The organism is Pseudomonas sp. SDO524_S393, from assembly GCF_054071875.1.
Window position 1 is genome coordinate 17,652 of the sequence record NZ_JBSVVZ010000058.1, and the last position, 26,132, is coordinate 43,783.

Annotated in this window: 29 protein-coding genes; 15 read left to right on the plus strand and 14 right to left on the minus strand. The window is 60.7% G+C overall.

Annotated elements, in window-relative coordinates:
* Positions 1-520 precede the first annotated feature (520 nt).
* Entirely contained in the window at positions 521-802 is a 282-nt protein-coding gene (locus ACW9IB_RS22320; protein ID WP_003189869.1) for a GNAT family N-acetyltransferase, read from the plus strand.
* A gap of 64 nt (positions 803-866) precedes the next feature.
* Here the strand turns inward: ACW9IB_RS22320 and ACW9IB_RS22325 are convergent, their stop codons facing one another.
* Positions 867-1,943 (minus strand): 3-deoxy-7-phosphoheptulonate synthase, encoded by a 1,077-nt coding sequence (locus ACW9IB_RS22325; protein WP_457415567.1) that lies wholly within the window; start codon positions 1,941-1,943, stop codon positions 867-869.
* Positions 1,944-2,072: 129 nt separating this feature from the next.
* Positions 2,073-2,507: a PilZ domain-containing protein gene (locus ACW9IB_RS22330; protein ID WP_457368571.1), complete on the minus strand. Its 435-nt coding sequence runs from the start codon at positions 2,505-2,507 to the stop codon at positions 2,073-2,075.
* Here ACW9IB_RS22330 and ACW9IB_RS22335 point away from each other — a divergent pair.
* The 5 genes from ACW9IB_RS22335 (at position 2,506) to cysB (ending at position 6,426) form a co-directional block, all read left to right on the plus strand.
* Positions 2,506-2,892 (plus strand): thioredoxin family protein, encoded by a 387-nt coding sequence (locus ACW9IB_RS22335; protein WP_457368570.1) that lies wholly within the window; start codon positions 2,506-2,508, stop codon positions 2,890-2,892. The two genes, ACW9IB_RS22330 and ACW9IB_RS22335, sit on opposite strands and share 2 nt — an antisense overlap.
* Positions 2,889-3,842, plus strand: coding sequence for a putative 2-dehydropantoate 2-reductase (locus tag ACW9IB_RS22340; protein WP_457415568.1), 954 nt, complete (start codon positions 2,889-2,891; stop codon positions 3,840-3,842). The genes ACW9IB_RS22335 and ACW9IB_RS22340 overlap by 4 nt, the downstream gene beginning before the upstream one ends.
* A 17-nt stretch (positions 3,843-3,859) precedes the next feature.
* On the plus strand, positions 3,860-4,777 hold the full coding sequence (locus ACW9IB_RS22345) for a 5'-nucleotidase (protein ID WP_457368568.1): 918 nt from the start codon (positions 3,860-3,862) through the stop codon (positions 4,775-4,777).
* A 70-nt stretch (positions 4,778-4,847) separates the two neighbouring features.
* Positions 4,848-5,348, plus strand: coding sequence for a universal stress protein (locus ACW9IB_RS22350; protein WP_457368567.1), 501 nt, complete (start codon positions 4,848-4,850; stop codon positions 5,346-5,348).
* Positions 5,349-5,451: 103 nt separating this feature from the next.
* A complete protein-coding gene (cysB, locus tag ACW9IB_RS22355; RefSeq protein WP_012722988.1) occupies positions 5,452-6,426 on the plus strand; it encodes an HTH-type transcriptional regulator CysB in 975 nt (324 codons plus the stop codon).
* A gap of 5 nt (positions 6,427-6,431) precedes the next feature.
* On the opposite strand, the gene ACW9IB_RS22360 is transcribed toward cysB, so the two are convergent.
* Both ACW9IB_RS22360 and ACW9IB_RS22365 read right to left on the minus strand, forming a co-directional pair.
* Complete coding sequence (locus tag ACW9IB_RS22360) at positions 6,432-6,914, minus strand: GreA/GreB family elongation factor (RefSeq protein ID WP_457368566.1); 483 nt, start codon at positions 6,912-6,914, stop codon at positions 6,432-6,434.
* 5 nt (positions 6,915-6,919) lie between these two features.
* Positions 6,920-7,288 (minus strand): hypothetical protein, encoded by a 369-nt coding sequence (locus tag ACW9IB_RS22365; RefSeq protein ID WP_457368565.1) that lies wholly within the window; start codon positions 7,286-7,288, stop codon positions 6,920-6,922.
* Between the two features lie 132 nt (positions 7,289-7,420).
* On the opposite strand from ACW9IB_RS22365, the gene earP reads away from it, so the two are divergent.
* Both earP and ACW9IB_RS22375 read left to right on the plus strand, forming a co-directional pair.
* Positions 7,421-8,554, plus strand: coding sequence for an elongation factor P maturation arginine rhamnosyltransferase EarP (gene earP, locus ACW9IB_RS22370; protein WP_457415569.1), 1,134 nt, complete (start codon positions 7,421-7,423; stop codon positions 8,552-8,554).
* A 49-nt stretch (positions 8,555-8,603) separates the two neighbouring features.
* Positions 8,604-9,176 (plus strand): elongation factor P, encoded by a 573-nt coding sequence (locus ACW9IB_RS22375; RefSeq protein ID WP_457368563.1) that lies wholly within the window; start codon positions 8,604-8,606, stop codon positions 9,174-9,176.
* A gap of 65 nt (positions 9,177-9,241) precedes the next feature.
* Here the strand turns inward: ACW9IB_RS22375 and ACW9IB_RS22380 are convergent, their stop codons facing one another.
* The 4 genes from ACW9IB_RS22380 to ACW9IB_RS22395 all read right to left on the minus strand — a co-directional run bounded on the left by ACW9IB_RS22380 (position 9,242) and on the right by ACW9IB_RS22395 (position 12,593).
* On the minus strand, positions 9,242-10,258 hold the full coding sequence (locus tag ACW9IB_RS22380) for an alpha/beta hydrolase fold domain-containing protein (protein ID WP_457415570.1): 1,017 nt from the start codon (positions 10,256-10,258) through the stop codon (positions 9,242-9,244).
* A 27-nt stretch (positions 10,259-10,285) separates the two neighbouring features.
* Complete coding sequence (locus ACW9IB_RS22385; protein ID WP_457368554.1) at positions 10,286-10,705, minus strand: organic hydroperoxide resistance protein; 420 nt, start codon at positions 10,703-10,705, stop codon at positions 10,286-10,288.
* A gap of 406 nt (positions 10,706-11,111) precedes the next feature.
* A complete protein-coding gene (locus tag ACW9IB_RS22390; protein WP_457368553.1) occupies positions 11,112-11,564 on the minus strand; it encodes a MarR family winged helix-turn-helix transcriptional regulator in 453 nt (150 codons plus the stop codon).
* Positions 11,565-11,642: 78 nt separating this feature from the next.
* On the minus strand, positions 11,643-12,593 hold the full coding sequence (locus ACW9IB_RS22395; RefSeq protein ID WP_457415571.1) for a LysR family transcriptional regulator: 951 nt from the start codon (positions 12,591-12,593) through the stop codon (positions 11,643-11,645).
* 107 nt (positions 12,594-12,700) lie between these two features.
* On the opposite strand from ACW9IB_RS22395, the gene ACW9IB_RS22400 reads away from it, so the two are divergent.
* Positions 12,701-13,450, plus strand: coding sequence for a sulfite exporter TauE/SafE family protein (locus ACW9IB_RS22400; protein ID WP_457415572.1), 750 nt, complete (start codon positions 12,701-12,703; stop codon positions 13,448-13,450).
* Here the strand turns inward: ACW9IB_RS22400 and ACW9IB_RS22405 are convergent.
* Positions 13,440-14,327 (minus strand): LysR family transcriptional regulator, encoded by an 888-nt coding sequence (locus tag ACW9IB_RS22405; protein ID WP_457368550.1) that lies wholly within the window; start codon positions 14,325-14,327, stop codon positions 13,440-13,442. The two genes, ACW9IB_RS22400 and ACW9IB_RS22405, sit on opposite strands and share 11 nt — an antisense overlap.
* 70 nt (positions 14,328-14,397) lie before the next feature.
* On the opposite strand from ACW9IB_RS22405, the gene ACW9IB_RS22410 reads away from it, so the two are divergent.
* On the plus strand, positions 14,398-14,604 hold the full coding sequence (locus ACW9IB_RS22410; RefSeq protein ID WP_457368549.1) for a DUF1127 domain-containing protein: 207 nt from the start codon (positions 14,398-14,400) through the stop codon (positions 14,602-14,604).
* Between the two features lie 45 nt (positions 14,605-14,649).
* Positions 14,650-15,879 carry a winged helix-turn-helix domain-containing protein gene (locus ACW9IB_RS22415; protein WP_457415573.1) on the plus strand — a complete coding sequence of 410 codons (1,230 nt, stop codon included), beginning with the start codon at positions 14,650-14,652 and terminating at the stop codon, positions 15,877-15,879.
* A 99-nt stretch (positions 15,880-15,978) separates the two neighbouring features.
* On the opposite strand, the gene ACW9IB_RS22420 is transcribed toward ACW9IB_RS22415, so the two are convergent.
* On the minus strand, positions 15,979-17,325 hold the full coding sequence (locus tag ACW9IB_RS22420; protein WP_457367667.1) for a class II 3-deoxy-7-phosphoheptulonate synthase: 1,347 nt from the start codon (positions 17,323-17,325) through the stop codon (positions 15,979-15,981).
* A gap of 124 nt (positions 17,326-17,449) precedes the next feature.
* Here ACW9IB_RS22420 and ACW9IB_RS22425 point away from each other — a divergent pair, with 124 nt between their 5' ends.
* The gene (locus ACW9IB_RS22425) at positions 17,450-18,205 is read left to right on the plus strand and encodes a spermidine synthase (protein ID WP_457415574.1); all 756 of its coding nucleotides are present in this window, start codon (positions 17,450-17,452) and stop codon (positions 18,203-18,205) included.
* Between the two features lie 121 nt (positions 18,206-18,326).
* Here ACW9IB_RS22425 and ACW9IB_RS22430 read toward each other — a convergent pair whose 3' ends face one another.
* A complete protein-coding gene (locus ACW9IB_RS22430) occupies positions 18,327-19,118 on the minus strand; it encodes a crotonase/enoyl-CoA hydratase family protein (protein ID WP_457367665.1) in 792 nt (263 codons plus the stop codon).
* A 423-nt stretch (positions 19,119-19,541) separates the two neighbouring features.
* On the opposite strand from ACW9IB_RS22430, the gene ACW9IB_RS22435 reads away from it, so the two are divergent.
* The gene (locus ACW9IB_RS22435; protein ID WP_457367664.1) at positions 19,542-21,215 is read left to right on the plus strand and encodes a DEAD/DEAH box helicase; all 1,674 of its coding nucleotides are present in this window, start codon (positions 19,542-19,544) and stop codon (positions 21,213-21,215) included.
* A 130-nt stretch (positions 21,216-21,345) separates the two neighbouring features.
* On the opposite strand, the gene ACW9IB_RS22440 is transcribed toward ACW9IB_RS22435, so the two are convergent.
* Entirely contained in the window at positions 21,346-22,113 is a 768-nt protein-coding gene (locus tag ACW9IB_RS22440; RefSeq protein ID WP_457415575.1) for a DODA-type extradiol aromatic ring-opening family dioxygenase, read from the minus strand.
* A gap of 103 nt (positions 22,114-22,216) precedes the next feature.
* Between ACW9IB_RS22440 and ACW9IB_RS22445 the strand changes: the two genes are divergently transcribed.
* On the plus strand, positions 22,217-22,873 hold the full coding sequence (locus tag ACW9IB_RS22445) for a thiopurine S-methyltransferase (RefSeq protein WP_457415576.1): 657 nt from the start codon (positions 22,217-22,219) through the stop codon (positions 22,871-22,873).
* 218 nt (positions 22,874-23,091) lie between these two features.
* Here ACW9IB_RS22445 and htpX read toward each other — a convergent pair whose 3' ends face one another.
* Together htpX and ACW9IB_RS22455 are read right to left on the minus strand one after the other, a co-directional pair.
* Positions 23,092-23,979: a protease HtpX gene (gene htpX / locus ACW9IB_RS22450; RefSeq protein ID WP_457367661.1), complete on the minus strand. Its 888-nt coding sequence runs from the start codon at positions 23,977-23,979 to the stop codon at positions 23,092-23,094.
* Between the two features lie 304 nt (positions 23,980-24,283).
* A complete protein-coding gene (locus ACW9IB_RS22455) occupies positions 24,284-25,495 on the minus strand; it encodes a pyridoxal phosphate-dependent aminotransferase (RefSeq protein ID WP_457415577.1) in 1,212 nt (403 codons plus the stop codon).
* Positions 25,496-25,697: 202 nt separating this feature from the next.
* Here ACW9IB_RS22455 and msrB point away from each other — a divergent pair, with 202 nt between their 5' ends.
* A complete protein-coding gene (gene msrB / locus ACW9IB_RS22460) occupies positions 25,698-26,090 on the plus strand; it encodes a peptide-methionine (R)-S-oxide reductase MsrB (protein WP_457415578.1) in 393 nt (130 codons plus the stop codon).
* Positions 26,091-26,132 lie beyond the last annotated feature (42 nt).

The window sequence follows — 26,132 nt, forward strand, 5'->3', positions numbered from 1 at the left end:
GTAAACTGACGTAGCGCAAGAAGCAAAAAAAATTCTTGCGCCGAATCTATTTTGGCTAACCTTTTGGAAATTTGTATAAAAAGCATCCAGTTTTTTGCATGTCCGTACACATTGGATCCAGGCTGAAAGGGCCGGCCCGTATGTGTTAAGCCTTGTAAATAGATGAAATTTTATATATCCAGAGGAACACTTTCGTGCAGTGTGCCTTTGCGTCGTCGGGCATCTTTCACCCATGTAGAGTGACTTTAAGAGCGTCTGTTCGTCTCAAGGTTCAACTGCCGGCAATGTTCAGGCTTTCGATCGCGGGGTGATCGGGGCTCTTTCTATGTCCGCCAGCGGCAGGGGATGACGAGTGCGCCTTGAGCAATTGCAGGATTGGTGCCTACTATTCCCTACGTGCTGGTGGTGAGCGCCAAGGGTTTTCTCGTTGTCGGACTGGCACGGGGTGGCGTAGATGTTCCTTCGCCGGAAAAACATCGGTAAGGTAGGGGTCAGAAACCAAGACCCGCGAGGAGTAGTGATGAGCGAGGCGTTGTCCATCCACCATGACCAGGCTGGTCATCAGTTCGAGACCAATGTGGACGGTCATCGTGCCTATCTGACCTATATGGATCTCGGAAAGCAGACCCTGGATATCTATCGCACCTTCGTACCCAATGCCCTGCGAGGCCGTGGCATCGCTGCTGCGTTGACCGAGGAAGCCTTGAAGTTCGCAGAAGAGGCGGGTTACACGGTGATCCCGTCCTGCTCCTACGTGGAGCGCTACATGGAGCGTCACCAGCGCCATGCTGCGAAGCTGTAAAGGTTAAATCGCACACACAAAAACGCCGGGCTCAGCCCGGCGTTTTTGTGTGTGCGGCCTGGGTTCAGCTGCGTTTGCGTTTCGGCAAAACATCCTTGAGCTTGGCGTGCATGCTGCGCAGGGTGTTCTCGGTTGCGGACCAGTCGATGCAGGCATCGGTGATCGACACGCCGTATTGCAAGTCGGCCAGGTCTTTTGGAATGGCCTGGCAACCCCAGTTCAGGTGGCTCTCGACCATCAGGCCGATGATCGACTGGTTGCCTTCAAGGATCTGGTTGGCGACGTTTTCCATCACCAGCGGTTGCAGGGCCGGGTCCTTGTTGGAGTTGGCGTGACTGCAGTCGACCATGATGTTTGGCTTGATCTTGGCCTTGTCCAGCGCCTGCTCGCAGAGGGCCACGCTGACCGAATCATAGTTGGGCTTGCCGTTGCCGCCGCGCAGCACCACGTGACCGTAGGCGTTGCCTTTGGTGGTGACGATGGAAACGCCGCCTTCCGGATTGATACCCAGGAAGCGGTGAGGGCTGGAGACCGATTGCAGGGCGTTGATCGCCACGGTCAGGCCGCCGTCGGTGCCGTTCTTGAAGCCCACGGCCGAAGACAGGCCGGACGCCATTTCGCGGTGGGTCTGGGATTCGGTGGTGCGCGCGCCGATGGCCGACCAACTGATCAGGTCCTGCAGATACTGCGGGGAGATCGGGTCGAGGGCTTCGGTGGCGGTGGGCAGGCCCATTTCGGCAAGGTCCAGCAACAACTGACGACCGATGTGCAAGCCATCCTGGATCTTGAACGAGTCGTCCAGGTACGGGTCGTTGATCAAGCCTTTCCAGCCGACGGTGGTGCGAGGTTTCTCGAAGTAGACGCGCATCACCAGGTACAGGGTGTCGGACACTTCCGCCGCCAGCACCTTGAGGCGCTCGGCGTATTCGTGGGCAGCCTTGAGGTCGTGGATCGAGCAGGGCCCGATTACGACAAAGAGGCGGTGGTCGACACCGTCGAGAATATTGCGGATGACTTCGCGGCCCTTGGTGACGGTCTGCAGGGCAGTGTCGCTCAGGGGGATATCGCGCTTGAGCTGATCGGGCGTGATCAGGGTCTCGTTGGATTCGACGTTAAGGTCATTGATCGGTAAATCAGCCATCGTGTTACTCGTCAGGGTCACGGGTGCCGGCCGCCAGCCATCCCCGTGCGGCGGAGCACAGCATGATTTGAATGCAGGGGGGAGGAACCTTAGCGCGTATCACGGGCCCGCGACAATGGGCAAAGCCCTTTAATCCAGCGCCGGCGCCACAAAGGCTTCATGGGAGAACTCGTTGGCATGGCGTGCTACCCACTCGCGGGCCAGGGCGTCAAGTTGCTGGGGGGTGGGCTCGGCGTCTTCGTGCTGGCGGCAGTAACGCTCTATCCTGCATGCTTGCTCCCCCATGCGAGCACCGAACAGGGCATGTTCCTCGGTAAACAAGATGCCGATGCGATAACCGTTTTCTACCTTGCGGCACCACGCTACATAGCCCGGATAGCGGGCGCTGGCACCCAGGGAAGGGATGTGCAGGTCGATGGCCGTGCCCTGGCGCCAGGCGCGCGGGCAATTGCAGGCAATGCCGCCCAGGCCGATAGTGAGCAGGCGTTGGCGGGGGATGGCGGGAGAGGGACGTTGGATTAACTCGACAGCGACATCATCAGGGTGAGGTAAAAAACGACCCATGTACACGGACTCCGAGCACCGTCCAGTTGACGGCGGTGGCAGCAGTATAGTGAAGGAACTGGAATTGACCGATCTGGATATTGACCAGCAATTGCTGGGATTGCCAGGTATTTCGCTGGTGATATTCACCAGCGTCGGGTGTTCCAGCTGTCGTTGGGCGCGCCAGCAGGTGCCCGGCTGGCAGTTGCCGGTGAGCCGCGTGTGCTGGGTGGATGCCGGGCACAACGGCGGTGCGGTCGAACGCTACCAGATCTTTCATTTGCCGGCGCTGTTCGTGGTGTGCGAGGGTCAATTTCTCGGACAATTACAGACACGCCTTACACCGTCTGATCTCGCTGACGCCATCCAACAAGCGCTTGCCCGCACCCCAGAGGATCTGCCATGACTGCACAATCACCCCGCATCGGTATCATCGGCACAGGCGCCATCGGTGGTTTCTACGGCGTGATGCTGGCACGCGCCGGCTTCGATGTGCACTTCCTGTTGCGCAGTGAATACGCGGCCGTCCGCGAGCTCGGTTTGCAGCTCAATAGTACGTTGCATGGCCGTTTGCACCTGCATCCGGTACAGGCCTATGCCCGTGCCGCCGATATGCCGCCCTGTGACTGGCTGCTCGTGGGCACCAAGTCCACGGGAAACGTCGAGCTGGCGCCAACCCTCGCCCAGGTGGCCGCGCCGGATGCCAAGGTGGTGTTGTTGCAAAATGGCCTGGATGTGGAAGACAGCCTGCGCGAACACTTGCCGCCGTCGCTGCATCTGCTGGGAGGGTTGTGCTACATCGGTGTGCACCGTTCAGCGCCCGGTGTGGTCGAGCATCAGGCGCTGGGTCGGGTCAACCTGGGTTATCACAGTGGTAGCGCGGCGGGCGACGAGGCGCTTCAGCAGGCGATTGTCGACGCCGGCGCGGCGTTGTTCCACAAAGCGGGTATCGAGTCTCAAGGTATGGCCAATGTACATCTGGCCCGCTGGCATAAACTGGTGTGGAACGTGCCCTACAACGGACTTTCCGTACTGTTGGGGACTGGCACTGCCGCGATGATGGCCGACGAGTCCAGTCGTGAACTGATCCAGGCATTGATGGCTGAGGTGGTACAGGGCGCTCACGCGTGCGGCCATGAGATTCCTGCGAGTTACGCCGAGCAGATGTTCACCATGACTGAAAGCATGGATGACTATCTGCCCAGCATGTATCACGACCACGTGCATAAACGTCCGCTGGAGCTGGCGGCGATCTACGCGCGCCCCCTGGCGGCTGCCAGGGCCGCGGGTTGCGAGCTGCCACGCATGCAGGCGCTGTATCAAGCCTTGAGTTTTATTGACCGGCATAACCGCTGAGTCCGGGGGGGCAAATCATGGCAAAGGGATTGGGCGACAAACTGGTGCTGGCGATTTCGTCGCGGGCGCTGTTCGACCTGAGTGAAAGCCACAAGGTCTACCTGGCTCAAGGGGTGGAGGCCTACCGCAAGTACCAGATCGACCATGAGGAAGAAACCCTCGAGCCCGGCGACGCCTTCCCCTTGGTGAAGAAACTGCTGAGTCTCAACGCCAGCCTTGGGCGCGCCCGGGTCGAGGTGGTGCTGGTGTCGCGCAACAGCGCCGACACGGGGCTGCGCGTGTTCAATTCGATCCAGCATTACGGCCTGGATATTTCCCGTGCCGCTTTTGTGGGTGGGCGTAGTCCCTATCCGTACCTGGCCGCTTTTGGGTGTCACCTGTTCCTGTCCACCCATGCCGAAGATGTACGCAGCGCCCTCGATGCAGGCTTCGCTGCGGCGACGATTCTGTCGGGTGGCTCGCGACGCGCGTCCAGCGAGGAACTGCGAATCGCCTTCGACGGTGATGCGGTGCTGTTTTCCGACGAATCCGAGCGGGTGTATCAGGCAGGGGGGTTGGAAGCGTTCCAGGCCAGTGAACGGGAGTCGGCGCGCCAACCTCTGCACGGTGGACCCTTCAAGGGGTTTCTGGCGGCGCTCAATCTGTTGCAGCGTGAGTTTGCGGACGAGGCGTGCCCCATCCGCACCGCGTTGGTCACTGCACGGTCGGCGCCTTCCCATGAACGGGTGATTCGTACGTTGCGCGAATGGGACATCCGGCTGGATGAGTCGCTGTTCCTGGGCGGGCTGGAGAAGTCGGCATTTCTGGAAGCCTTCGCCGCCGATGTGTTTTTCGATGATCAGGCCGGGCATTGCGAGAAAGCCAGGGAGGTGGTGGCCACCGGGCACGTGCCCCACGGCATCAGCAACGAGGTAAGGGCGCCGTCTGAGAGTTGAGTCAGCCGAAGTGTCCGTGGCACTGCTAAGCTGAGGCAATCCCCGCCATCCTGGCAGACCAGGAGGTTCTATGATTCGTTCGATGCTGTACGCCACGGACCTGGGTCTGTATGCGCCTTATGTGATGCAACATGCGCTGGCGCTGGCGCGAACGTTCAAGGCCGATCTGTACGTGATTCACGTGGTGGAGCCCATCGGCCTGTTCGCCGAATCGGTGTTACAGAGCTACCTTGATGAGAAGGCGCTGAGCGAGTGGCAGAGCCAGGGGGTGAATACGGTGATGGCAACGATCGAACAGCGGGTGCTGGACAGTTTTCGCGAAGAGTTGGGGGAGGGGGAGCAGGACCTGAAGTTGATTCGCTCGGTGCGCGTGATCCAGGGGGACCCGTGCGAGGTGATTCTCGACCAGTTGCGCAAACTTTCCGTGGACCTGCTGATTGTCGGCAGCCACAGCCATGCCACCGCAGCGGCGACCCCGCTTGGACGCACGGCTGCGCGAGTGTTGCAATTGTCTACCGTGCCGATTTACCTGGTGCCCTCGTTACAACGTCGACGCAGTGATGACGTGTGATCGGTAAAAACGATAAAAAGTTCTAGATTTATCCGTCACACCTTTAATATAGTTATATACCGTCGCTGATACCCGTGGCGTCTATCTGCTTTGAGGGACACATATGAAGCTTCAACAACTGCGCTACATCTGGGAAGTGGCGCACCACGACCTCAACGTTTCCGCTACCGCTCAAAGCCTTTACACCTCGCAACCCGGTATCAGCAAGCAGATCCGCCTGCTCGAAGACGAGCTGGGTGTGGAAGTGTTCGCACGCAGCGGCAAGCACTTGACCCGGGTGACTCCGGCCGGTGAGCGCATCATCACCACCGCCGGCGAGATCCTGCGCAAAGTCGAAAGCATCAAGCAGATCGCCCAGGAATTCTCCAACGAGAAGAAAGGCACCCTGTCGATCGCGACTACCCACACCCAAGCGCGTTATGCCTTGCCGCCGGTGATCCGCGACTTCATCAAGCAGTACCCGGACGTGGCCCTGCATATGCATCAGGGGTCACCGATGCAAATCGCCGAGATGGCCGCTGACGGCACCGTCGACTTCGCCATTGCCACCGAAGCCCTTGAGCTGTTCGGCGATCTGGTGATGATGCCGTGCTACCGCTGGAACCGTTGCGTGGTCGTGCCTCAAGGCCACCCGTTGGCCAAGTTGCCGAAGCTGACGCTCGAGGCGCTGGCTGAATACCCGATCGTGACGTACGTATTCGGTTTCACCGGCCGTTCCAAGCTTGACGAAGCGTTCAGCCACCGTGGTCTCACACCGAAAGTGGTGTTCACCGCCGCCGACGCCGACGTGATCAAGACTTACGTGCGCCTGGGCCTGGGTGTGGGCATCGTCGCCAAGATGGCCGTCGATACCGCCCTCGACAAAGACCTGGTGGTGCTCGATGCCAGCGAACTGTTCGAGTCCAGCGTGACCAAGATCGGTTTCCGTCGCGGCACTTTCCTGCGCGGTTTCATGTGTGACTTCATCGAGAAGTTTGCGCCGCACCTGACCCGCGAAGTCATGGCCAAAGCGATCCAGTGTCACAACAAGCAGGAATTGGAAGAGTTGTTCGACGGCGTGGAACTGCCCGTTCATTAAGCCGGTTACCTGGCCTCGGTAACCGTAAAGTGTTGCCGGGCGCCTGCGACCTGAATCTCCACCTCATCACCCTCGAACTTGCCCAGCAGGCTTTTGCCCAAGGGCGAGCGTGGGGTGATGACGGTCACCGGTTGTCCCACGACCTCTACCTTCAAACCCGCCCCATCCGGCGCCAGGAACAGCCATTGCTGGCGATCGTTTTCGTCGGCCAGGCCCAATAGCGCACCGATTTCTATACCCCGTTGATCATCGTAGGCACGCAGCGCCATGTTCTGGCACAGCGTCAGCGCCAGCCTGATTTCCTCGACGCGCCTGGCTTGTCCTGTTGCCAGGTAGGATGCCTCCAGCCCCAGGGTGTCGTACTTGTTTTCCGCGATGTTTTCTTCGTGGGTCGCCGCTTCATAGGCGGTCTGCGCAGCGCGTTGTGCGATCTCAAGGTCGACGCTGAGCTTTTCCAGAATCAGGCGGTGGACGGCATGTTTATTCATGATGATCAATCGCAGAATTGCAGGACATTGGCGCGGGTCTTTTCGTTGGGGGCGTTCTGGTCCTGTTGCAGCCAGAACTGGCATTTGGGGTTGGACAGGTTGCGCGCGTTGCTGCGGGCTTGTTCCAGGCTTTGCTGTTGCGCCTGTTTGCGCAGGTTTTCCTGATACTGCTCGAACATGCGGTTCGGCGCTTCAGGCGCCACGACGGTCGGTTTGCCCAATTGCTCCACCGCCTGGGTCACCGGCGCCAGGCTCTGCGGGAACAGGTAGCGTGACGCCAGCCAGGTGCTCAGCACGATGGCGATAAATCCCAGCCACACGCCAAACGCGATGGCGACACTGAGCTTGAGCAGTGACAACGGACGATCGGGCATAGCGGCCTCCTGGCAGGCATGGGCGGTGTGGCGGCGATTGTCGCACAGCCGCTGTGCAGAATAATCGCGATCAAGCCTTCTGCATCCGTGCATTTATGCGGACAATCGAGCCTTTGAACGTTGGAGCCCGGAATGAAAGCCCGCTGGGATATTTTTTGCAGTGTCGTCGACAACTATGGCGACATCGGCGTGACCTGGCGCCTGGCCCGGCAATTGGTCGCGGAGCACGCTTGTGAGGTGCGCCTGTGGGTCGATGACCTGCGCGCGTTCGAACGCATGTGCCCCGAAGTCAATGTGCAGGCGAGTCAGCAATGGCAAGAGGGCGTTGAAGTGCGCCATTGGCCGGTCGAGTGGGCACAGACCTCGTCCGCCGATGTGGTGGTGGCCGCCTTCGCCTGCCAGTTGCCGCCCGAGTACATGGAGGCGATGGCCGAGCGTGAGCGTGCGCCGTTGTGGATGAACCTGGATTACCTCAGTGCCGAGGACTGGGTCGTGGGTTGCCATCGCTTGCCTTCGGTGAAGTTCAAGGGGGTGCAGAAGTACTTTTTCTTCCCCGGCTTTCGTGACGGCACCGGTGGCTTGCTGCGCGAGGCCGGGCTGCTGGAGCAGCGTCGCGCCTTCCAGCAGGACGCCGCAGCGCAACAGCAGTTTTTGCAGTCGCTCGGTGTGTTCCCGGCGACAGGCGCTCGCCTGATATCGCTGTTCGCCTATGAAAGCCCGGGTCTGGCCCGGTGGCTGGACGTGTTGTCGACGGACGGGCATGCCACTCATCTACTGGTGCCCGAAGGGCGGATCCTCGGCGATGTACAGCGTTGGCTTGGCGTGGAAGGGCTGTTGGCGGGGGATGTTCATGCACGCAACACCCTGACCGTGCAGGTACTGCCGTTCGTGCGCCAGGCGCAGTATGACCGTCTGCTGTGGTGCTGCGACTTCAATGCGGTGCGCGGCGAAGATTCGTTCGTGCGGGCCCAGTGGGCCGGACGGCCTTTGCTGTGGCACATCTATCGCCAGGACGAGGACATTCATCTCGACAAGCTCGATGCTTTTCTGGCGCTCTACACGGCGGCCTTGTCGCCGGCTGCCCGTGCGGCATTGATCGCGCTGTGGCAAGCGTGGAACACCGAGGGGGATATGGCCCATTGCTGGAAAATGCTGCTGGAGCACTGGCCTGAAGTGAACCGGCACGCCGAGGCGTGGTGTCTGGAACAGGGCTTGCAGGCTGATCTTGCGACGGCGCTGGTACAGTTTTATGAAAGTTGGATATGATACGCCACCTTGAATTTTGTAAATCCCATCCAAATTTCGGATATATGCAATGAAAACTGGTAAAGAACTGAAACCCGGTACCGTGCTGCGTATCGACAACGACCCATGGTTGGTTCAGAAAGCTGAATTCACCAAGTCGGGCCGTAACAGCGCGATCATGAAAACCAAGCTGAAAAACCTGCTGACCGGTTACAAGACTGAAACCGTATACGGCGCAGACGACAAGCTGGATGACGTGATCCTGGACCGTAAGGAAGCCACCCTGTCGTTCATCAGCGGTGACACCTACACGTTCATGGACACCACTGACTACACCATGTACGAACTGAACGCCGAAGATATCGAAGCCGTTCTGCCGTTCATCGAAGAAGGCATGGAAGACATCTGCGAAGCCGTGTTCTTCGAAGGCCGCCTGGTATCCGTAGAGCTGCCGACCACCATCGTGCGTAAAGTGACCTACACCGAAGGTTCCGCTCGCGGCGACACTTCGGGCAAGGTGATGAAGCCTGCCAAACTGAGCAACGGTACCGAGCTGCAAGTTGCCGATTTCATCGAAATCGACGACCTGATCGAGATCGACACCCGCGAAGGTGGTTCGTACAAAGGCCGCGCCAAGAAGTAATTCTGGCTGCGCCGAGACGAAAAAAAGCCCGCTTTTGCAAGCGGGCTTTTTCGTGGGCGCTGCTTTTACTTCAGGTGTTGTTTCAATTCATCCGCAGCCTGCAACAGTGCCGAACGCACCGCCGGTACCTGGCTGACCACATTGAGCAAACCGTAGTCGTGGATCATGCCGTTGTAGCGCACCGCCGTCACCGGCACACCGGCAGCATCCAGCTTGCGGGCGTAGGCTTCGCCTTCGTCACGCAGCACGTCGGCGCTGGCGGTCTGGATCAGCGCGGGCGGCAAGCCCTTGAGCTGGTCCGTGGTAGCCCGCAGCGGCGAGGCGTAAATCTCGGCACGCTGCTTGGCATCGGTGGTGTAGCTGTCCCAGAACCACTTCATCATGTTTCGGGTGAGGAAGTGCCCTTCGGCGTATTGGTTGTACGAAGCCGTGTCGAAGTTGGCGTCAGTCACCGGCCATAACAGCAGTTGGAACTTGATTGCCGGTGTGCCCTTGTCCTTGGCCATCAGGCTGACCACTGCCGCCATATTGCCGCCGACACTGTTGCCTGCAACCGCCAGACGTGTGCCGTCGAGGTTGATCTCCTTGCCATGTTCGGCCACCCAGCGGGTGGCGCCGTAGGCCTGGTTGATCGCTACCGGGTAGTGCGCTTCCGGTGACGGCGTGTAGTTGACGAATACCGCCGCCGCCCCCGAGCCCACTACCAAATCCCGCACCAGGCGTTCATGGGTCGGGTAATCCCCCAGCACCCAGCCGCCGCCGTGGAAGAACATGAACACAGGCAATGTGCCTTTGACCCCGGCCGGACGCACGATGGTCAGGTCCAGTGGCTTGCCATCGACCTGAATGGTCTTCTGGCTCACATCGGCCTTGGGCAAGTTCAGCTTCACGCCGGCCTGGGCGCCCGTCAGTACGGCGCGGGCGTCCTTGGGTGCCAGTTGTTCCAGCGGCTTGCCGGTGCCGGCGTTCAACACATCCAGAAACGCCTGGGTGTTGTGTTCAACGTCGCCAGGGGCGGCAAAGGCGTGGGTGACCGACAAGGCGAGCAGGGTACCGGTGAGTGCTTTACCAATTGTGTTCATTGTGTTCTCCAAGGGCGGCGAGGTTCATTACACAGTCACGTGCAGGCGTACATCGACGTTGCCACGGGTGGCGTTGGAGTACGGGCAGACTTGGTGAGCGGCGTCGACCAGACTCTGCGCGTCGTCCTGGGCCAGGCCCGGCAGGCTGATGTGCAGGTCGATGTCCAGGCCGAAACCACCGGGGATCTGACCGATGCCAACGTGGGCGGTGATCGAAGCGTCATCCGGGATTTTGCGTTTGGTCTGGCTGGCCACGAATTTCAGGGCGCCGATGAAGCAGGCCGAGTAACCGGCGGCGAACAGTTGCTCAGGGTTGGTGGCTTGGCCACCGGCACCGCCCAACTCCTTGGGAGTGGTGAGTTTGACGTCGAGGATGTTGTCGCTGGAAACAGCACGACCATCACGGCCGCCGGTGGCGGTGGCTACTGCGGTATAGAGAGCTTGCATGGTGACTTCCTCTTGGTTGTAGCGCTAAAGTTTTGTGCGCTAAGTAGTTGGTGAGGTGAATGTATAGCGCTAATGTTTTGTGCGCAAGATAAATTTTCAAATTTTTTTGCAGCCTTGAATCTCGAGGCCGTCGCAGAACCAAAAGTGGGAGCTGGCTTGCCCGCGATTGCGGTATGACCGATCGTTCCCACGCTCTGCGTGGAAACGCATCCTGTGACGCTCCGCGTCACGACTTCAAAAGCGGACGCGGAGCGTCCAGGGCGGCATTCCCACGCGGAGCGTGGGAACAATCAAGGGCAGTGGATCAGGCGGCATCTGTGTTATCAGTGCCGCCGTCTTCGCAGCGATGCGGCGACCCGACAAGCCAGCTCCCACGATTTAGTGACTCAGTATCTGGTCTTACGTATCAGATGCTGGCTTGCAGGCTGGTGCGCAGCGCAATCAGTTCGCCTTGCAGCTTGATCAACTGCTCCAGCTCCATGCCGCTGGCGCCGAGGATGCACTGGGGAATGGTGGTGGCCTTGTCTTGCAGGGCTCGGCCGGCGTCGGTCAGTTCCACCACCACCACCCGTTCATCTTCGCGGCTGCGGGTACGGCTGAGCAGGCCTTCGCTCTCGAGTCGCTTGAGCAGCGGTGTGAGGGAGCCGGGGTCGGTCAGCAGGCGGTTGCTGATTTCTCCTACGGTCAGGCCATCTTCTTCCCATAGCACCATCATGGCCAGGTATTGCGGATAGGTCAGCCCGAGCGCTTGGAGCAAGGGCTTGTAGACCTTGGTCATCAGCAATGACGTAGAGTGCAGGGCGAAGCACAGCTGGTTGTCCAGCATCAGGGATTCGCAGGGGGCGGGGTTCTTGCTCATGGTGGTGCCTCAAAAAGCGTGTCTGCCCTGAATCTAGCGGTCAAATCTTTAATGCGCCAGATAATTCTGTCCGGGCGGTCAGCCCAAGCCGCTTTGCAGCGCCAGATCCCAGGGCGGAATGGGGCTGAAACGTGACTTCAAGTATTCCAGCAGCAACCGGCTGCGCGCGTTGGGTTGTTGTTCCAGGCGCAATGCGTAGATGCCGCTGGTTTCTGGACTGGGCAGGCCGTTTTCGCAGAACAGTGGCAGCAGTTCGCCGCGCACCAGGTATTCACTCGCCAGCCACGTGGGCAGGTGGGCCACACCCAGACCGGCCAATGCGCCGGACAACAAGGCTTCTGCGTTATTGGCGCTCAGGCGTATGCGTTGCGGGCGATAGGTGACGCGGCGCCCATCCATCTCGAAGCGCCAGGCGAATGTCGGCGCCAGGCCATCCCAGTCGAGGCCGTCGTGCTCGCTCAGTTCTGCGGGATGGGTCGGTGTGCCCCGATTTTTCAGGTAGGTCGGGCTCGCGCAGGCGATACGTACGATACTGGCCAGCGGTGTGGCAATCAGCCGGGTGTCGACGATATGCCCGGCGCGCAGTACCAGGTCGACCTTGCCCAGATGCGCACCCTGCATGTCGACAAAACTGTCGATCAGGTGCAGGTGCACATCCAGGCCGGGGTACACATTCAAAAAGTCCGCAATTACCGGCGCCAGGTGTCGGCGACCAAAGGCTGCCGGCGCGTCCACGCGGATCAGGCCCTCTGGCGCATGGCTCAAGGACACTGCCTCGGCCCTGGCCAGTTGCAACTCGCTGACGATCCTGCGCGCCCGCTCGGCAAACGCCAGGCCCGCCGGGGTCGGCACCACCGCGTGGGTGCTGCGTTGGAACAGGCGGCTGCCGACCGAGCTTTCGAGGCTGTCGATGCGTCGGGCCACCGCCGAGGGTGTCAGTGGATGGCGTCGTGCGGCGGCGGAAAAGCTCCCCGTTTCCAGTACATCGAGGAACAGGCCCAACTGATCGGTCAAGGTATTCGGGTTCATAGACGCGCTTATGCGAGATTGGCACAGCCATTGTGCGTTGCTGTGCGTTTCCGCGCCATAGCCGACTGCGTAGCATGCAAGCCTTGGGATAGTGGAGGAGCGCGGTTGTGTTGGATGTCGTCATGTATGTGGTGCTGGGCGGTGTGTTGGGCACTGTCGGTGGGCTGTTTGGCATTGGTGGCGGGCTGATTGCCATCCCGGTGCTGGGCGTCTTGTTCGGGCTCGATCAACAACTGGCCCAAGGCACGGCGCTGGTGATGGTCGTGCCCAATGTGATGCTCGCCCTGTGGCGCTACCACCAGCGCAACCGGATTCACCTGCACCATGCGCTGCCGCTGGGCATCATGGGGTTCACCTTTGCCTGGCTGGGGTCGATCTGGGCCGTGGGGCTGGATGCCGGGGCGATGCGCGTGGGCTTTATCGCCTTTCTCCTGGCACTGTCGGCCTACAACCTCTTGCGCATGTTCACACGCAACGCACCGCCTACGGCGCAGATGCGCTACTCCTGGCCATGGCTGGGCGTGCTGGGGGCGGCGTCCGGCTCCATGGGCGGCTTGTTCGGAGTGGGTGGGGCGGTGATCGCCACGCCGGTGCTCACCAGCCTGTTCGGCACCACCCAGGTGGTGGCACAGGGGTTATCGCTGGCGTTGGCGCTGCCCAGCACCGGGGTGACGTTGGTGACCTACGCCTGGCACCACGAAGTGAGCTGGACCATCGGCCTGCCCCTGGCAGTCGGTGGCCTGCTCAGCATCAGTTGGGGCGTGAAAGTGGCCCACGCACTGCCGGAGCGTGTGTTGCGCGGGCTGTTTTGCGGGTTCCTGGTGATCTGCGCGGTGATGCTGACCTTTAAAGTTTGAAGCCTTCGAGGATGTACTCCGCCAGGCAGTCGGTAATCGGCGAAGTCATCCCGGGGTTGCGCAACAGCCGCAGATTGACCGAAGGCAGCGGCGGGAAACCTTCGGCGCTGTCGAGGATCCGCAGGTCGTCGGTCACCAGGCTTTCCATGCTGGCGGTGATCGCCAGGCCGGAACTGACCACCGCCTGGATCGCCGCACAGTTGGTGCTGTGATAGGCAAAGCGGTAATCGCGGCCGCTGGCCTCCAGTGCCGTGCGCATCCACTGGGTGCAGAAGCTGTTCATGTCGACGCCGGAGATGGCCACGGGCAGTGAGGCATGTTCGTCCAGGCAAAAGCCGGGCGAGGCGACCCAGACCATCCTTTCGTTGCGCAGCAGTTCGCCGATGTCGTCGCCTGGCTGGCGGCTGATCACGGTCAGCGCCAGGTCCTTGCGCTGCATCAGTACCAGTGAAGACTCGCAGTGCATCTCGATCTGGATCAGCGGGTAGGCTTTGGAAAACCGTTTGAGAATCCCCGGTAGAAAGCGCATCACGTAGTCGTCCGGCGTGCCGATGCGTACCAGGCCCACCATGTGCGGCTCTCGCAGAGTGTTGAACACTTCGCTGTGAAGTTTCAGGATGCGCCGTGCATAACCCAGCAATACCTGGCCTTCGGGCGTGAGCCGCACTTGCCGGCCATCGCGCTCGAACAGCTTGCGCTGCAGCACGTCTTCCTCCAGGCGTTTCATCTGCATGCTCACCGCCGACTGCGTGCGGTTGACCTGTTCGCCGGCACGGGTAAAACCACCCTGGTCGGCGATGGCGACGAAGGTGCGCAGCACTTCGGTGTCGATGCTCGGGTAGCCGGACAATTGATCAATCTCCGAGATGTATTGCATAAAAAACATTCGTTGGATTGATCATAGTGCCAGGCACACACTTTCGTCATCCCCACGGGAGGGCGAGAAGATGAAAGGTCAGAAAGGTTATGTGTTAACGACGAAACGGCCGTTTTCCGGGTTGTTCCAAGTGATCGCGCGCTGGCAGGCGCTGCACCACGAGCGCCAGTTGCTGGCGACGTTGAGCGACGATGCCCTCAAGGACATCGGCCTCAATCGCGCCGATGTCGAACAGGAAAGCCATCGGCATTTCTGGGAAGACCCGCTGCGCAAATGAGCCGGAATGCAGTAGGGTAGTCGGCGAGCCCCTATGGAGAAAACCATGCCCGCCGACTTGTCCTTTTCCCTCAAGCAAGCTCGACGCATGGCGCTGGCGGCCCAGGGTTTTTCCGGGCGCCAGGCGCCGGCACAGATCAAGGCCGCGCACCTCAACCGCATGATCGAACGCCTGGGCGTGTTGCAGATCGACTCGGTCAATGCCGTGGTGCGTTCCCACTACCTGCCGTTGTTTTCGCGCCTGGGTCACTATTCTCCGCTGATCCTCGAACAGGCTGCCTGGAGCCAGGGTCGACGTCGTTCGCTGTTCGAGTACTGGGGGCATGAGGCTTCGTTGTTGCCCATGGCGCTTTACCCGCTGATGCGTTGGCGCATGGAGCGGGCGCAACAGGGGCGGGGTATCTATTCGCAGATGGCGCGTTTCGGGCGTGAGCAACAGGCGACGATTCGGCGCGTTTTACAAACGGTCGAACAACAAGGCGCAGTGGGAGCCGGCAGCCTATCGACCCGTGAAGAGCGCGCCGGGCCCTGGTGGGACTGGAGCGATGAGAAGCACGCGCTGGAGTGGTTGTTTGCTGCGGGCCTGGTCACGGTGGCGGGGCGGCGTGGCTTTGAGCGTCTCTACGATTTGCCGGAGCGGGTCATCCCCGACGAATGCCTTCAGTCCGTGGTAAGTGAGGCCGATGCCCAGCGGGGCTTGTTGCTGCACAGTGCCACGGCATTGGGCGTAGCCACTGAAAAAGATCTGCGTGACTATTTTCGTCTGGACCCCGCCGACAGTCGTTTGAGGCTGGCCGAGTTGGTCGAGGATGGGCAGTTGCTGGCCTGCCAGGTGCAAGGCTGGAAGCAACTTGCGTACTGCCTGCCCGAGCCCAGGGTGCCGCGCAAAGTGCCGGCCAGTGCGTTGCTGTCGCCGTTCGATTCGCTGATCTGGGAGCGCAGCCGCACCGAGCGCTTGTTCGATTTCCGTTACCGGCTGGAGATCTATACCCCGCAAGACAAGCGGGTGTACGGCTACTACGTGTTGCCGTTTTTGCACAACGAGCGTATTGCCGCACGTGTCGACCTGCGTGCCGAACGTGCCAATGGGCGCTTGGCGGTGCATGCGGTGCATGAGGAAGAGCCTGGCTTGGATGATGAGGGGGTGGCTGCGCTGGCCTTGAACCTGCGGCAAATGGCCGACTGGCTCGGGCTGGAACAGGTCCGGCTCAATTGCCAGCGGCCAAGTGCCGGCCGGTTGAGGGCGGCGATGATCAATAGAGATAGTGTTTTTTAGGGCCTCATCGCGGGCAAGCCCGGCTCCCACAGGAGTACGCGATCAAATGTTGGGAGCCGGGCTTGCCCACGATGGCGTCAGAGCAGGCGATTAAAGGTCTCAGCGTTTGACCTGTTTCAAGGTCTCGGCAATCAGAAACGCCAATTCCAATGACTGATCGGCATTCATCCGCGGATCGCAGTGGGTGTGGTAGCGGTCCGACAAACCATCTTCGGTGATCGGCCGCGCGCCCCCGATGCATTCGGTGACGTTCTGCCCGGTCATCTCGATGTGAATCCCGCCGGCATAGCTGCCTTCGGCCTGATGCACCTGGAAGAACGCCTTCACTTCGCTGAGGATCTGTGCAAAGTCACGGGTCTTGTAGCCGCTGCTGGCCTTGATGGTGTTGCCATGCATCGGGTCCGAACTCCAGAGGACCTGCTTGCCCTCACGCTGCACCGCACGGATCAGGTTGGGCAGGTGGTCGCCAACCTTGCCGGCGCCCATGCGCGCGATCAGGTTCAGGCGCCCGGGGTCGTTTTCCGGGTTGAGGATGTCGATCAAGCGGATCAGGTCATCGGGGTTCATGCTCGGGCCGACTTTCACGCCGATCGGGTTGTTCACCCCGCGCAGGAATTCGACGTGGGCTCCGTCCAGCTGGCGGGTGCGATCACCGATCCACAGCATGTGCGCCGAGCAATCGTAGTAATCGTTGGTCAGGCTGTCACGGCGCACGAAGGCTTGCTCGTAGTTGAGCAGCAGCGCTTCGTGGGCGGTGAAGAAGCTGGTTTCGCGCAACTGCGGCGAATCGTCCATGCCGCAGGCGCGCATGAAGGCCAGGGTCTCGTCGATGCGGTCGGCCAGTTGGCTGTACTTCTCGGCCAGGGCGGAGTTGGCGATGAAGTCCAGGTTCCACTTGTGCACTTGGTGCAGGTCGGCGAAACCGCCCTGGGCAAAGGCGCGCAGCAGGTTCAGGGTGGCGGTGGACTGGTGATATGACTGCAGCAGCCGGTCCGGATCGGGTACGCGGCTTTTCTCGTCGAAACCGATACCGTTGACAATGTCGCCGCGGTAAGCGGGCAGGGTAATACCGTCGATGGTCTCATCGTTGGCCGAACGCGGCTTGGCGAACTGGCCGGCCATGCGCCCAACTTTTACCACCGGGCAGCCAGCGGCGAAGGTCATCACAATGGCCATTTGCAGCAGCACCTTGAAGGTGTCACGGATCTTTGCGGCGGAAAACTCGGCAAAGCTCTCGGCGCAATCGCCACCCTGCAGCAAAAAGGCGCGGCCTTGGGTCACTTCGGCGAACTGACGACGCAACTCACGGGCTTCCCCGGCAAACACCAGCGGTGGGTAGCTGGCCAGGCTCTGCTCCACTTGCAGCAAGTGTGCAGCGTCCGGGTACTGGGGTTGTTGCTGGATCGGCAGGGCGCGCCAGCTGTCGGGGCTCCAGGGTTGGCTCATCATGAACTCGATTGGCTGATTGACGGTCGGGCGCCAATGTTATCAGCAATTAGTGCGTGACCTGTTGCCGCCGGTTGGCCGACAATCGCGCCTTTGCCGTGCAGCCAACCCGTTAGGAGTAGTGATGACAGAGGAGCGTGTCGAGCGCCTGCTGGCTGAGGTCCATGATGACTTCGGCATGATCCGTGTGCTCGAAGTGGACGATTACCGGTTCCTCGAGTTTGGCGACGCCATCGAGCAAAGCTGTGTGTTCACCGCCGACCCGAGCTGGCTGGAGTACGACTACACCCGTGCGATGCTGATCGGTGCGTTGTGCCATGAACAGCCGGAAAGCGCGCTGTTTCTTGGCCTGGGCGCGGGCACGCTGACCCAGGCCTGCCTGAAGTTCCTGCCCCTGGACGATGTGGAAGCCATCGAGCTGCGCCCCGACGTGCCACGCCTGGCCATCGAATACCTCGGACTCGACGATGACCCGCGCCTGTACATTCGCATCGGCGATGCCCTGCAACTGCTCGACAGCGCCGAATCGGCCGACCTGATTTTCGTCGACCTTTATACCGATGTCGGCCCGGGTGTCGGGCACCTGGCCTGGACTTTCCTGGAAAACTGCCAGAAAAAGCTCAACCCCGGCGGCTGGCTGGTGATCAACCAGTGGGCCACCGATGATGGCAAACCGTTGGGGGCGGCATTGTTGCGCGGGTTGTATCACCGGCATTACTGGGAACTGCCGGTGAAGGAGGGCAATGTGATTCTGCTGGTGCCTTCCGAGTTGGACCAGGAGGTGGACTTTGAAGGGCTTTCGGCCCGGGCCGAGGCCTTGGCGCCGCGGTTGGGGTATTCGTTGCAGTCGTTGATCAAGGCGATTCGACCTGCGACCTAGTGGTGCCTGTTCCGACGCCTTCGCGGGCAAGCCCGCTCCCACATTTATAAATGTACATCCTTTGGAATGCGGTCGAATGTGGGAGTGGGCTTGCCCGCGAAGAGGCCATCACTGCCGGCGACTAAATCCCCTTGAACACCCCCGGCCGCTTCTCGACCATCGCCCGCACTCCCTCCTTGGCATCCTCGCTGTTAAGCAGCTTATCCACCATCGGTGGCAGCGCCGCCGCCGCGACGGTTTCGCCTTCCATTCGCGCCTGACGCGCCGACATCAGCGTAGCCTGCACCCCCAGCGGGGCCTGACGGGCAATCCGGTTGGCCAGTTCGAGGGCGCGGGGCAGCAGGTCTTCGCTGGCCATCACTTCCTGTACCAAGCCCAGCCGCAAGGCCTCATGGGCGTCGAATTCATCGCCGGTGAGCAGCCAGCGCATGGCATTGCCCCAACCGGCAATCTGGTGAAAGCGCAATGTCGCGCCGCCAAAGGGAAAGATCCCACGCTGGACCTCCATCTGCGCAAAGCGGGTATTGCTCGCACACAGGTTGATATCCGCCGCCAGCATCAATTCGATACCGATGGTCAGGCAGTAGCCCTGCACGGCAACGATCACCGGTTTGCTGACCCGCGGCCCTGCGAATACCCCCCAGGGGTCGCAGCCGCCTAGGGGCGCCTGCCAGCCGCCGGCCATCACCGCGCTGACGTTGGCCAGGTCCAGCCCGGCGGTAAAGTGGTCGCCATGGGCAAACACCACGGCCACCCGTGCGTCGTCGTTTCGATCAAATTCACCATAGGCCAGGCTCAGTTCATTGAGCAGATCCAGGTCGAAGGCGTTGCGTTTGGCGACCCGGTCCAGCCCCAACAGCAGGACATGGCCCTGGAGTTCACGGCTGACGCGGCTGCTGCTGGGTTGACTCATCGGGTGTGCCTCGGGCTTGGAAGAGGGTTTCGGACCAGTGGAGTTCTATCATCGGGTGAAACGTTTAAGCTTTTCTGCCCAGCAGGGCCGGGCCTTTGAAAAATAGACCCTGCCACACCGATGTGCAAAGGCGGTGACGCAGCGCGGTTTATCGGTGTTTTCCGATAAAAAAAGCTCCCTTTTTCAGGTAATTCCGGTATAGTGCGCGCCGGCCTTTAACCGGGTCGCGTTTAGGTAGTGCAATTCCCCGAAGCCAGCTTCGGCTGCACGTCCGCCCAGCGGACTCCCCCTTGACGAATCTTTTTCATTCATTCGTTTTCGCAAATCCCCGCCGACAAAGCAGCCAGGGCGACTCTTGAGTCTCAACACGGCATGTGCAGCTTTGGAGCATGGGTCTTTGCGGATGCACTCAGAGGCAGACCCATGACCCAGGAAACCGGCGGCTTCGCCGCTTTTAATCTCAACCCGAATATTCTCGAAGCCGTCAAAGCGACCGGCTACGAAGAGCCTTCGGCGATTCAGCAGCAATCGATCCCGATCATCATGGCCGGCAAGGACATGATTGGCCAGGCGCAAACCGGTACCGGCAAAACCGCCGCGTTCGCTTTGCCGATCCTGCAGTGCATCGATCCTGCCAAGCGCGAACCGCAAGCCCTGATCCTGGCGCCAACCCGTGAGTTGGCGCTGCAAGTAGCAACCGCTTTCGAAACCTACGCCAAGCTGATGCCTGGCGTTACCGTTGTGGCCGTTTACGGCGGCGCGCCCATGGGCCCACAACTGAAAGCCATCCGTAATGGCGCGCAAATTGTCGTCGCCACCCCTGGCCGTCTGTGCGACCACCTGCGTCGTGACGAGAAAGTCCTGTCGACCGTGAACCACCTGGTACTCGACGAAGCTGACGAAATGCTCAAGCTGGGCTTCATGGACGACCTGGAAGTCATCTTCAAGGCGCTGCCACCGACCCGCCAGACCGTATTGTTCTCGGCAACCCTGCCGCAATCGATCCGTGCCATTGCCGAACGCCACCTGCGCGATCCGGAGCACGTGAAGATCCAGACCAAGACTCAGACCGTCACCGCGATCGAACAGGCTCACCTGTTGGTTCACGCTGACCAGAAGACCTCGGCTGTTCTGAGCCTGCTGGAAGTCGAAGACTTCGACGCCCTGATCATGTTCGTGCGCACCAAGCAAGCGACCCTGGACCTGGCCAGCGCCCTGGAAGCCAAAGGCTACAAAGCCGCTGCGCTGAACGGCGACATTGCCCAGAACCAGCGTGAGCGCGTGATCGACTCCCTCAAGGATGGCCGTCTGGACATCGTTGTGGCGACCGACGTGGCGGCACGTGGTCTTGATGTTCCGCGTATCACCCACGTGTTCAACGTCGACATGCCGTACGACCCGGAGTCCTACGTGCACCGTATCGGCCGTACTGGCCGTGCCGGTCGCGAAGGCCGTGCATTGCTGCTCGTGACGCCGCGTGAGCGCCGCATGCTGCAAGTGATCGAGCGTGTGACCGGTCAGAAAGTCGCTGAAGTGCGTCTGCCGGATGCCCAGGCGGTTCTGGATGCGCGCATCAAGAAACTGACCAACAGCCTGTCGCCACTGGTGGCTGACGCCGAGTCGACCCACGGCGACCTGCTGGACCGTCTGACCGCCGATATTGGCTGCACGCCACGCGCCCTGGCAGCAGCTCTGCTGCGCAAGGCCACCAATGGTCAGGCGTTGAACCTGGCCGCTATCGAGAAAGAGCGCCCACTGGTGCCGAACAGCGCGCCACGCGGTGATCGTCCAGAGCGTTCCGGCGACCGTCCGGACCGTGGTGACCGTGAGCGTCGCGCTCCGATCCCATTGGCCGAAGGCCGTGCCCGTTGCCGTACCGCGCTGGGTGCGCGTGACGGTATCGCGGCGAAGAACCTGCTGGGCGCTATCCTCAACGAAGGTGGCCTGGCGCGTGAAGCCATTGGTCGTATCCAGGTTCGTGACAGTTTCTCCCTGGTGGAACTGCCGGAAGACGGTCTGGAAAAACTGCTGACCAAGCTGAAAGACACTCGCGTTGCCGGCAAGCAATTGAAGCTGCGTCGCTACCGCGAAGATTGATCGGCTTTTGGGCTGATTGATCGCACATAAAAAATCCCCGACTGGTTCGGGGATTTTTTTGTCTGGCATTTCACATGGCTGATCGTTCCCGCACTCCGCGTGGGAATGCCGCCCAGGGCGCTCCGCGTCCTCAGCCGAAGCGATAGATATCCATCCCCAACGCCCCCATCGTGAACCCCTGATGCGCCACGCTGAAATCACCGCCCGCGCCGCGCGCAAAGTACAGCGGCAACAGGTGTTCGTCGCTGGGGTGGCTGCGCACTGCGTGAGGCGCCTGGTGGCGATAGTCATGCAGCGCGGCTTCATCGTTGGCAGCCAGCTTGTCCACCACCCAGTCGCGAAAGTCCCGTGCCCAGGGCTCGATGCTTTCGGGGCCTGCGTGCCAGTTCAGTTCGCCCAGATTGTGGGTGATGCTGCCGGAGCCGACCAATAGCACACCTTGGTTGCGCAGGCTGGCGAGGGCGTGGCCCACCCGGGTCTGCAGGGCAGGACCCATGCGGCTGGGTAACGAAACTTGCACCACCGGGATATCGGCCGCCGGATACATCAGCGACAAGGGCACCCAGGTGCCGTGATCGAAGGGGCGATGGTCATCGAGTCGAGCGTTCAGGCCGTCGGCGTGAAGCAGCGCAACGATTTCGTTCGCCAATTGTGGATCGCCCGGTGCCGGGTATTGCACCGCAAAGAGTTCACGTGGGAAGCCACCAAAGTCGTGCCAGGTTTCCGGGGCCGGGTGGGCACCCACCAGTAATTCGGGACTTTCCCAGTGGGCCGATACCACCACGATCGCCTTGGGGCGTGGCAGTTCGGCAGCCAGGCGTTGCAGGGCTGGGCCGCTGGCGCCGGGTTGCAGGGCCAGCATGGGGGAGCCGTGGGAGATAAACAGACTGGGGAGCATGAAGAGGGTCCTGAGCGTTAAGATGGTGCCATCTTCAATCAGATCATTGATCTAAATCTAATATAAGTTTTAGCGCCTTTTGATCGAATTTTCGGAGTGATTAATGGAGCCTAAGTTTTGGCATGAGCGCTGGGCGCGCAATCAGATCGGTTTTCACTTGCCCGAGGTCAATCCGTATTTGCAGCGGCACTGGCCGCAGATGGCACTCGCGATGGGGGCGAAAGTGCTGGTGCCGTTGTGTGGTAAAAGCCTGGACCTGGTCTGGTTGGCCAGTCAGGGGCACCGCGTAATGGGCGTTGAGCTGTCGGAGTCGGCAGTCGATGCGTTCTTCAATGAACAAGGGCTGGTGCCGAAGGTCAGCCTCACGGGCGCGTTCAAGGTCTATCAGGCCGATTCGATCGAAGTGTGGTGCGGCGATTTCTTCGCGCTGGACGCCGCGGCTCTGAGCGATTGCACGGCACTCTACGACCGTGCGGCGCTGATCGCCTTGCCACCGTTGATGCGTGCGCAATACGTTGGGCACTTGAACACCCACCTGCCAGCGGGTTGCCAGGGCCTCCTGGTCACCCTCGACTATGACCAGACTCAGAAGGCCGGCCCGCCGTTTGCGGTGACGGATGAGGAGGTCCGCATGCTCTTGGGCGAGCGCTGGGCCCTGGACGCGCTGGAAGAACAGGACATTCTGGGGGCAAGCTGGAAGTTCGTGCAGGATGGCGTCACGCGTCTGGAAGAGCATGTCTATCAGTTGGAGAAGCGTTGAACCTGCAATAGCTATCGCGGGCAAGCCAGCTCCCACAGGAGATCTCTATTGATGGCGAGAAAGCGTTCGGCGCGATGGCTCTGCTGGCAAAACCTTTCCAACCATTGCCAATCCCCTGTGGGAGCTGGCTTGCCAGCAATGCGGTAGAAGTCTATCCACACAATTCGCAGGCAAAAAAAGGGGCGATCAGATCGCCCCTTTTTGTCCTCTGTTGCCTGTCAGCCCCGACGACGCAGCGCGTCGATCCGCTCTTCCAGCGGCGGGTGGCTCATGAACAAGCGAGCCATGCCCTGCTTGATGCCGCCGTTGATGCCGAACGCGGTCAGGCTGTCCGGCATGTGCACCGGCAGGCCTTGTTCGGAGCGCAGGTGTTGCAGCGCTGCGATCATCGCCCCGGTACCGGCCAGGCGGGCACCGGCTTCATCGGCACGGAATTCCCGTTTGCGCGAGAACCACATGGTGATGGCGCTGGCCAGGAAGCCCAGTACCACTTCGGCGAAGATGGTTGCCACGTAGTAGGCGATGCCACGGCCTTCTTCGTTCTTGAAGATCACCTTGTCGACAAAGTTGCCGATGATCCGTGCGAAGAACATCACGAAGGTGTTCACCACGCCTTGTACCAGCGCCAGGGTGACCATGTCACCGTTGGCCACGTGGCCGATCTCGTGGGCCAGTACGGCCTTTACTTCATCGTAGGAAAAGCGTTCCAGCATGCCCTGGCTGACGGCCACGAGGGCGTCGTTCTTGTTCCAGCCAGTGGCGAAGGCGTTGGCCTCGTAGGCCGGGAAGATCCCGACCTCGGGCATCTTGATACCGGCCTCGCGGGACAATTGCTCTACGGTTTGCAGCAACCATTGCTCATGTCGGGTGCGTGGCTGGGTGATGACCTGGGTGCTGGTGCTCATCTTCGCCATCCACTTGGAGATGAACAGCGAGAACAGCGAACCGGCAAAACCAAAGACCGCACAGAAAACCAGCAGCTGATTGAGGTTCAGGTCAACCCCGTTGGCCGCCATGAACCCGTTGAAGCCGAACAGGCTCAGGGTGATGCTGGCAATCAGCACGACCGCCAGGTTAGTGGCCAAGAACAGCAGGATGCGCATCATGGTTGTAAGGTTCTCCTCATGCTTAATATGTCGCGTACTGCGGGGTATATAAGGTGCGCCATTGGGTGATTCAACTGAGCGACTATTTCAAACTGTGTCCTACAGCCTGAATGTAGAGCCTTGAAGGGATTTTCCGGCCTGGAAGGGCCATCAATATCAGCCTGTTGTCGTCTTGCAGCCCTTTGATTATAGGGGGGGATGCAGTCGGGCAGGGTGGTGGGGTGCAGGAGGCCAGTGCCGGGCAGAGAAGTGTTGCCAGATACTCGCTGTACGACCGAATGCCGGCCGTACAGCGGTCTGTCCGTTACTGACGATAGGACTTGAGGAAGTTGCCGATACGACCAATGGCCATCTCAAGGTCATCCACACGGGGCAACGTGACCACGCGGAAGTGGTCCGGCCATGGCCAGTTGAACGCGGTGCCCTGGACCACCAGCAGCTTTTCCGAGAGCAGCAGGTCAAGCACGAACTTCTCGTCGTTGAGGATCGGACAGACTTTCGGGTCGATCCGCGGGAAGGCGTACAGCGCGCCCATGGGCTTCACGCAGCTGACACCGGGGATTGCGTTGAGCAGTTCCCAGGTGCGGTTGCGCTGTTCCAGCAATCGGCCCGGCGGCAAGACCAGGTCGTTGATGCTCTGGTAGCCGCCCAGGGCGGTCTGGATGGCGTGCTGGCTCGGCACGTTGGCACACAGGCGCATGTTGGCCAGCATGTCGATGCCTTCGATGTAGCTCTGGGCATTGTGCTTGGGCCCGGAAATGGCGATCCAGCCAGAGCGAAAACCCGCCACGCGGTAGGACTTGGACAGGCCGTTGAACGTCAGGCAGAGCAGGTCCGGGGCCAGGGAGGCGGTGCAGATATGCACGGCGTCATCGTAGAGGATCTTGTCGTAGATCTCGTCGGAGAACACCACCAGGTTGTGCTGGCGTGCCAGTTCGAGCATGCCCAGCAGCACTTCTTTGGAATACACCGCGCCGGTGGGGTTGTTCGGGTTGATGATCACCAGAGCCTTGGTGTTCGGAGTGATCCTGGCCTTGATGTCGGCCAGGTCCGGGAACCAGTCGGCGCCTTCGTCACACAGATAGTGCACCGGGTGGCCACCGGCCAGGGTCACGGCGGCTGTCCACAGCGGGTAGTCCGGCGCCGGTACCAGCACTTCGTCGCCGTTGTTGAGCAGGGCCTGCATGGACATCACGATCAGTTCGGACACGCCGTTGCCCAGGTAGATGTCTTCGATGCCGACACCTTCCACCTGTTTCTGCTGGTAGTACTGCATCACCGCCTTGCGCGCGCTGAACAGGCCCTTGGAGTCACTGTAGCCCTGTGCGGTCGGCAGGTTGCGGATCACGTCCTGGAGGATTTCGTCCGGCGCTTCGAACCCAAACGGCGCCGGGTTGCCGATGTTCAGCTTGAGGATGCGATGGCCTTCCTCTTCCAGGCGTTTGGCGTGCTTGAGCACCGGGCCGCGAATGTCATAGCAGACGTTGGCGAGCTTGTTCGATTTGCTGACCTGCATGGCGATGTGATCCTGAAAATGAACGATCCAGACGGTGTGGGCACGACCGTACTGCGAATCCTGCGAGGTCTGCACCCATAAATACGTTTGAATGCCGGTAGCGCGGGTGCCAGACTGGCGTTTTGAAGAGGCGCAATCATACGTGCCGCCCGATCCATGGAAAAGACACAGATCAGGGTTTTTCAGTTGCCGAGGTGTACCGATGGATAAGTTGGAAAAAACGCTCGAAGAATGGCGGGAAATGCTCGACCCGGCGCAGTACCAGGTGTGTCGCCTCAAAGGCACCGAGCGCCCGTTCTCCGGCAAATACAATGCCACCACCACCGATGGCGTTTACCACTGCATTTGCTGCAACGAGCCACTGTTCGACTCCAGGACCAAGTTCGATGCAGGTTGCGGCTGGCCCAGCTTCTACGAGCCGATTGCCGAGAGCGCCATGATCGAGATTCGTGACGTCAGCCACGGCATGATCCGCACCGAAGTGACCTGCGCCAAATGCGACGCCCACCTGGGTCACGTGTTCCCGGACGGCCCGCCGCCGACCGGCCTGCGTTACTGCATCAACTCGGTGTGCCTGGACCTGGTCCCGCGCTGATTTATCAACACAATCCCCTGTAGGAACCCGGCTTGCCGGCGA

Coding starts and splice junctions, on each gene's coding strand:
- ACW9IB_RS22320 (WP_003189869.1), top strand. CDS start 521: ATGAGCGAGGCGTTGTCCATCCACCATGACCAGGCTGGTCATCAGTTC.
- ACW9IB_RS22325 (WP_457415567.1), bottom strand. CDS start 1,943: ATGGCTGATTTACCGATCAATGACCTTAACGTCGAATCCAACGAGACC.
- ACW9IB_RS22335 (WP_457368570.1), top strand. CDS start 2,506: ATGTACACGGACTCCGAGCACCGTCCAGTTGACGGCGGTGGCAGCAGT.
- ACW9IB_RS22330 (WP_457368571.1), bottom strand. CDS start 2,507: ATGGGTCGTTTTTTACCTCACCCTGATGATGTCGCTGTCGAGTTAATC.
- ACW9IB_RS22340 (WP_457415568.1), top strand. CDS start 2,889: ATGACTGCACAATCACCCCGCATCGGTATCATCGGCACAGGCGCCATC.
- ACW9IB_RS22345 (WP_457368568.1), top strand. CDS start 3,860: ATGGCAAAGGGATTGGGCGACAAACTGGTGCTGGCGATTTCGTCGCGG.
- ACW9IB_RS22350 (WP_457368567.1), top strand. CDS start 4,848: ATGATTCGTTCGATGCTGTACGCCACGGACCTGGGTCTGTATGCGCCT.
- cysB (WP_012722988.1), top strand. CDS start 5,452: ATGAAGCTTCAACAACTGCGCTACATCTGGGAAGTGGCGCACCACGAC.
- ACW9IB_RS22360 (WP_457368566.1), bottom strand. CDS start 6,914: ATGAATAAACATGCCGTCCACCGCCTGATTCTGGAAAAGCTCAGCGTC.
- ACW9IB_RS22365 (WP_457368565.1), bottom strand. CDS start 7,288: ATGCCCGATCGTCCGTTGTCACTGCTCAAGCTCAGTGTCGCCATCGCG.
- earP (WP_457415569.1), top strand. CDS start 7,421: ATGAAAGCCCGCTGGGATATTTTTTGCAGTGTCGTCGACAACTATGGC.
- ACW9IB_RS22375 (WP_457368563.1), top strand. CDS start 8,604: ATGAAAACTGGTAAAGAACTGAAACCCGGTACCGTGCTGCGTATCGAC.
- ACW9IB_RS22380 (WP_457415570.1), bottom strand. CDS start 10,258: ATGAACACAATTGGTAAAGCACTCACCGGTACCCTGCTCGCCTTGTCG.
- ACW9IB_RS22385 (WP_457368554.1), bottom strand. CDS start 10,705: ATGCAAGCTCTCTATACCGCAGTAGCCACCGCCACCGGCGGCCGTGAT.
- ACW9IB_RS22390 (WP_457368553.1), bottom strand. CDS start 11,564: ATGAGCAAGAACCCCGCCCCCTGCGAATCCCTGATGCTGGACAACCAG.
- ACW9IB_RS22395 (WP_457415571.1), bottom strand. CDS start 12,593: ATGAACCCGAATACCTTGACCGATCAGTTGGGCCTGTTCCTCGATGTA.
- ACW9IB_RS22405 (WP_457368550.1), bottom strand. CDS start 14,327: ATGCAATACATCTCGGAGATTGATCAATTGTCCGGCTACCCGAGCATC.
- ACW9IB_RS22410 (WP_457368549.1), top strand. CDS start 14,398: ATGAAAGGTCAGAAAGGTTATGTGTTAACGACGAAACGGCCGTTTTCC.
- ACW9IB_RS22415 (WP_457415573.1), top strand. CDS start 14,650: ATGCCCGCCGACTTGTCCTTTTCCCTCAAGCAAGCTCGACGCATGGCG.
- ACW9IB_RS22420 (WP_457367667.1), bottom strand. CDS start 17,325: ATGAGCCAACCCTGGAGCCCCGACAGCTGGCGCGCCCTGCCGATCCAG.
- ACW9IB_RS22425 (WP_457415574.1), top strand. CDS start 17,450: ATGACAGAGGAGCGTGTCGAGCGCCTGCTGGCTGAGGTCCATGATGAC.
- ACW9IB_RS22430 (WP_457367665.1), bottom strand. CDS start 19,118: ATGAGTCAACCCAGCAGCAGCCGCGTCAGCCGTGAACTCCAGGGCCAT.
- ACW9IB_RS22435 (WP_457367664.1), top strand. CDS start 19,542: ATGACCCAGGAAACCGGCGGCTTCGCCGCTTTTAATCTCAACCCGAAT.
- ACW9IB_RS22440 (WP_457415575.1), bottom strand. CDS start 22,113: ATGCTCCCCAGTCTGTTTATCTCCCACGGCTCCCCCATGCTGGCCCTG.
- ACW9IB_RS22445 (WP_457415576.1), top strand. CDS start 22,217: ATGGAGCCTAAGTTTTGGCATGAGCGCTGGGCGCGCAATCAGATCGGT.
- htpX (WP_457367661.1), bottom strand. CDS start 23,979: ATGATGCGCATCCTGCTGTTCTTGGCCACTAACCTGGCGGTCGTGCTG.
- ACW9IB_RS22455 (WP_457415577.1), bottom strand. CDS start 25,495: ATGCAGGTCAGCAAATCGAACAAGCTCGCCAACGTCTGCTATGACATT.
- msrB (WP_457415578.1), top strand. CDS start 25,698: ATGGATAAGTTGGAAAAAACGCTCGAAGAATGGCGGGAAATGCTCGAC.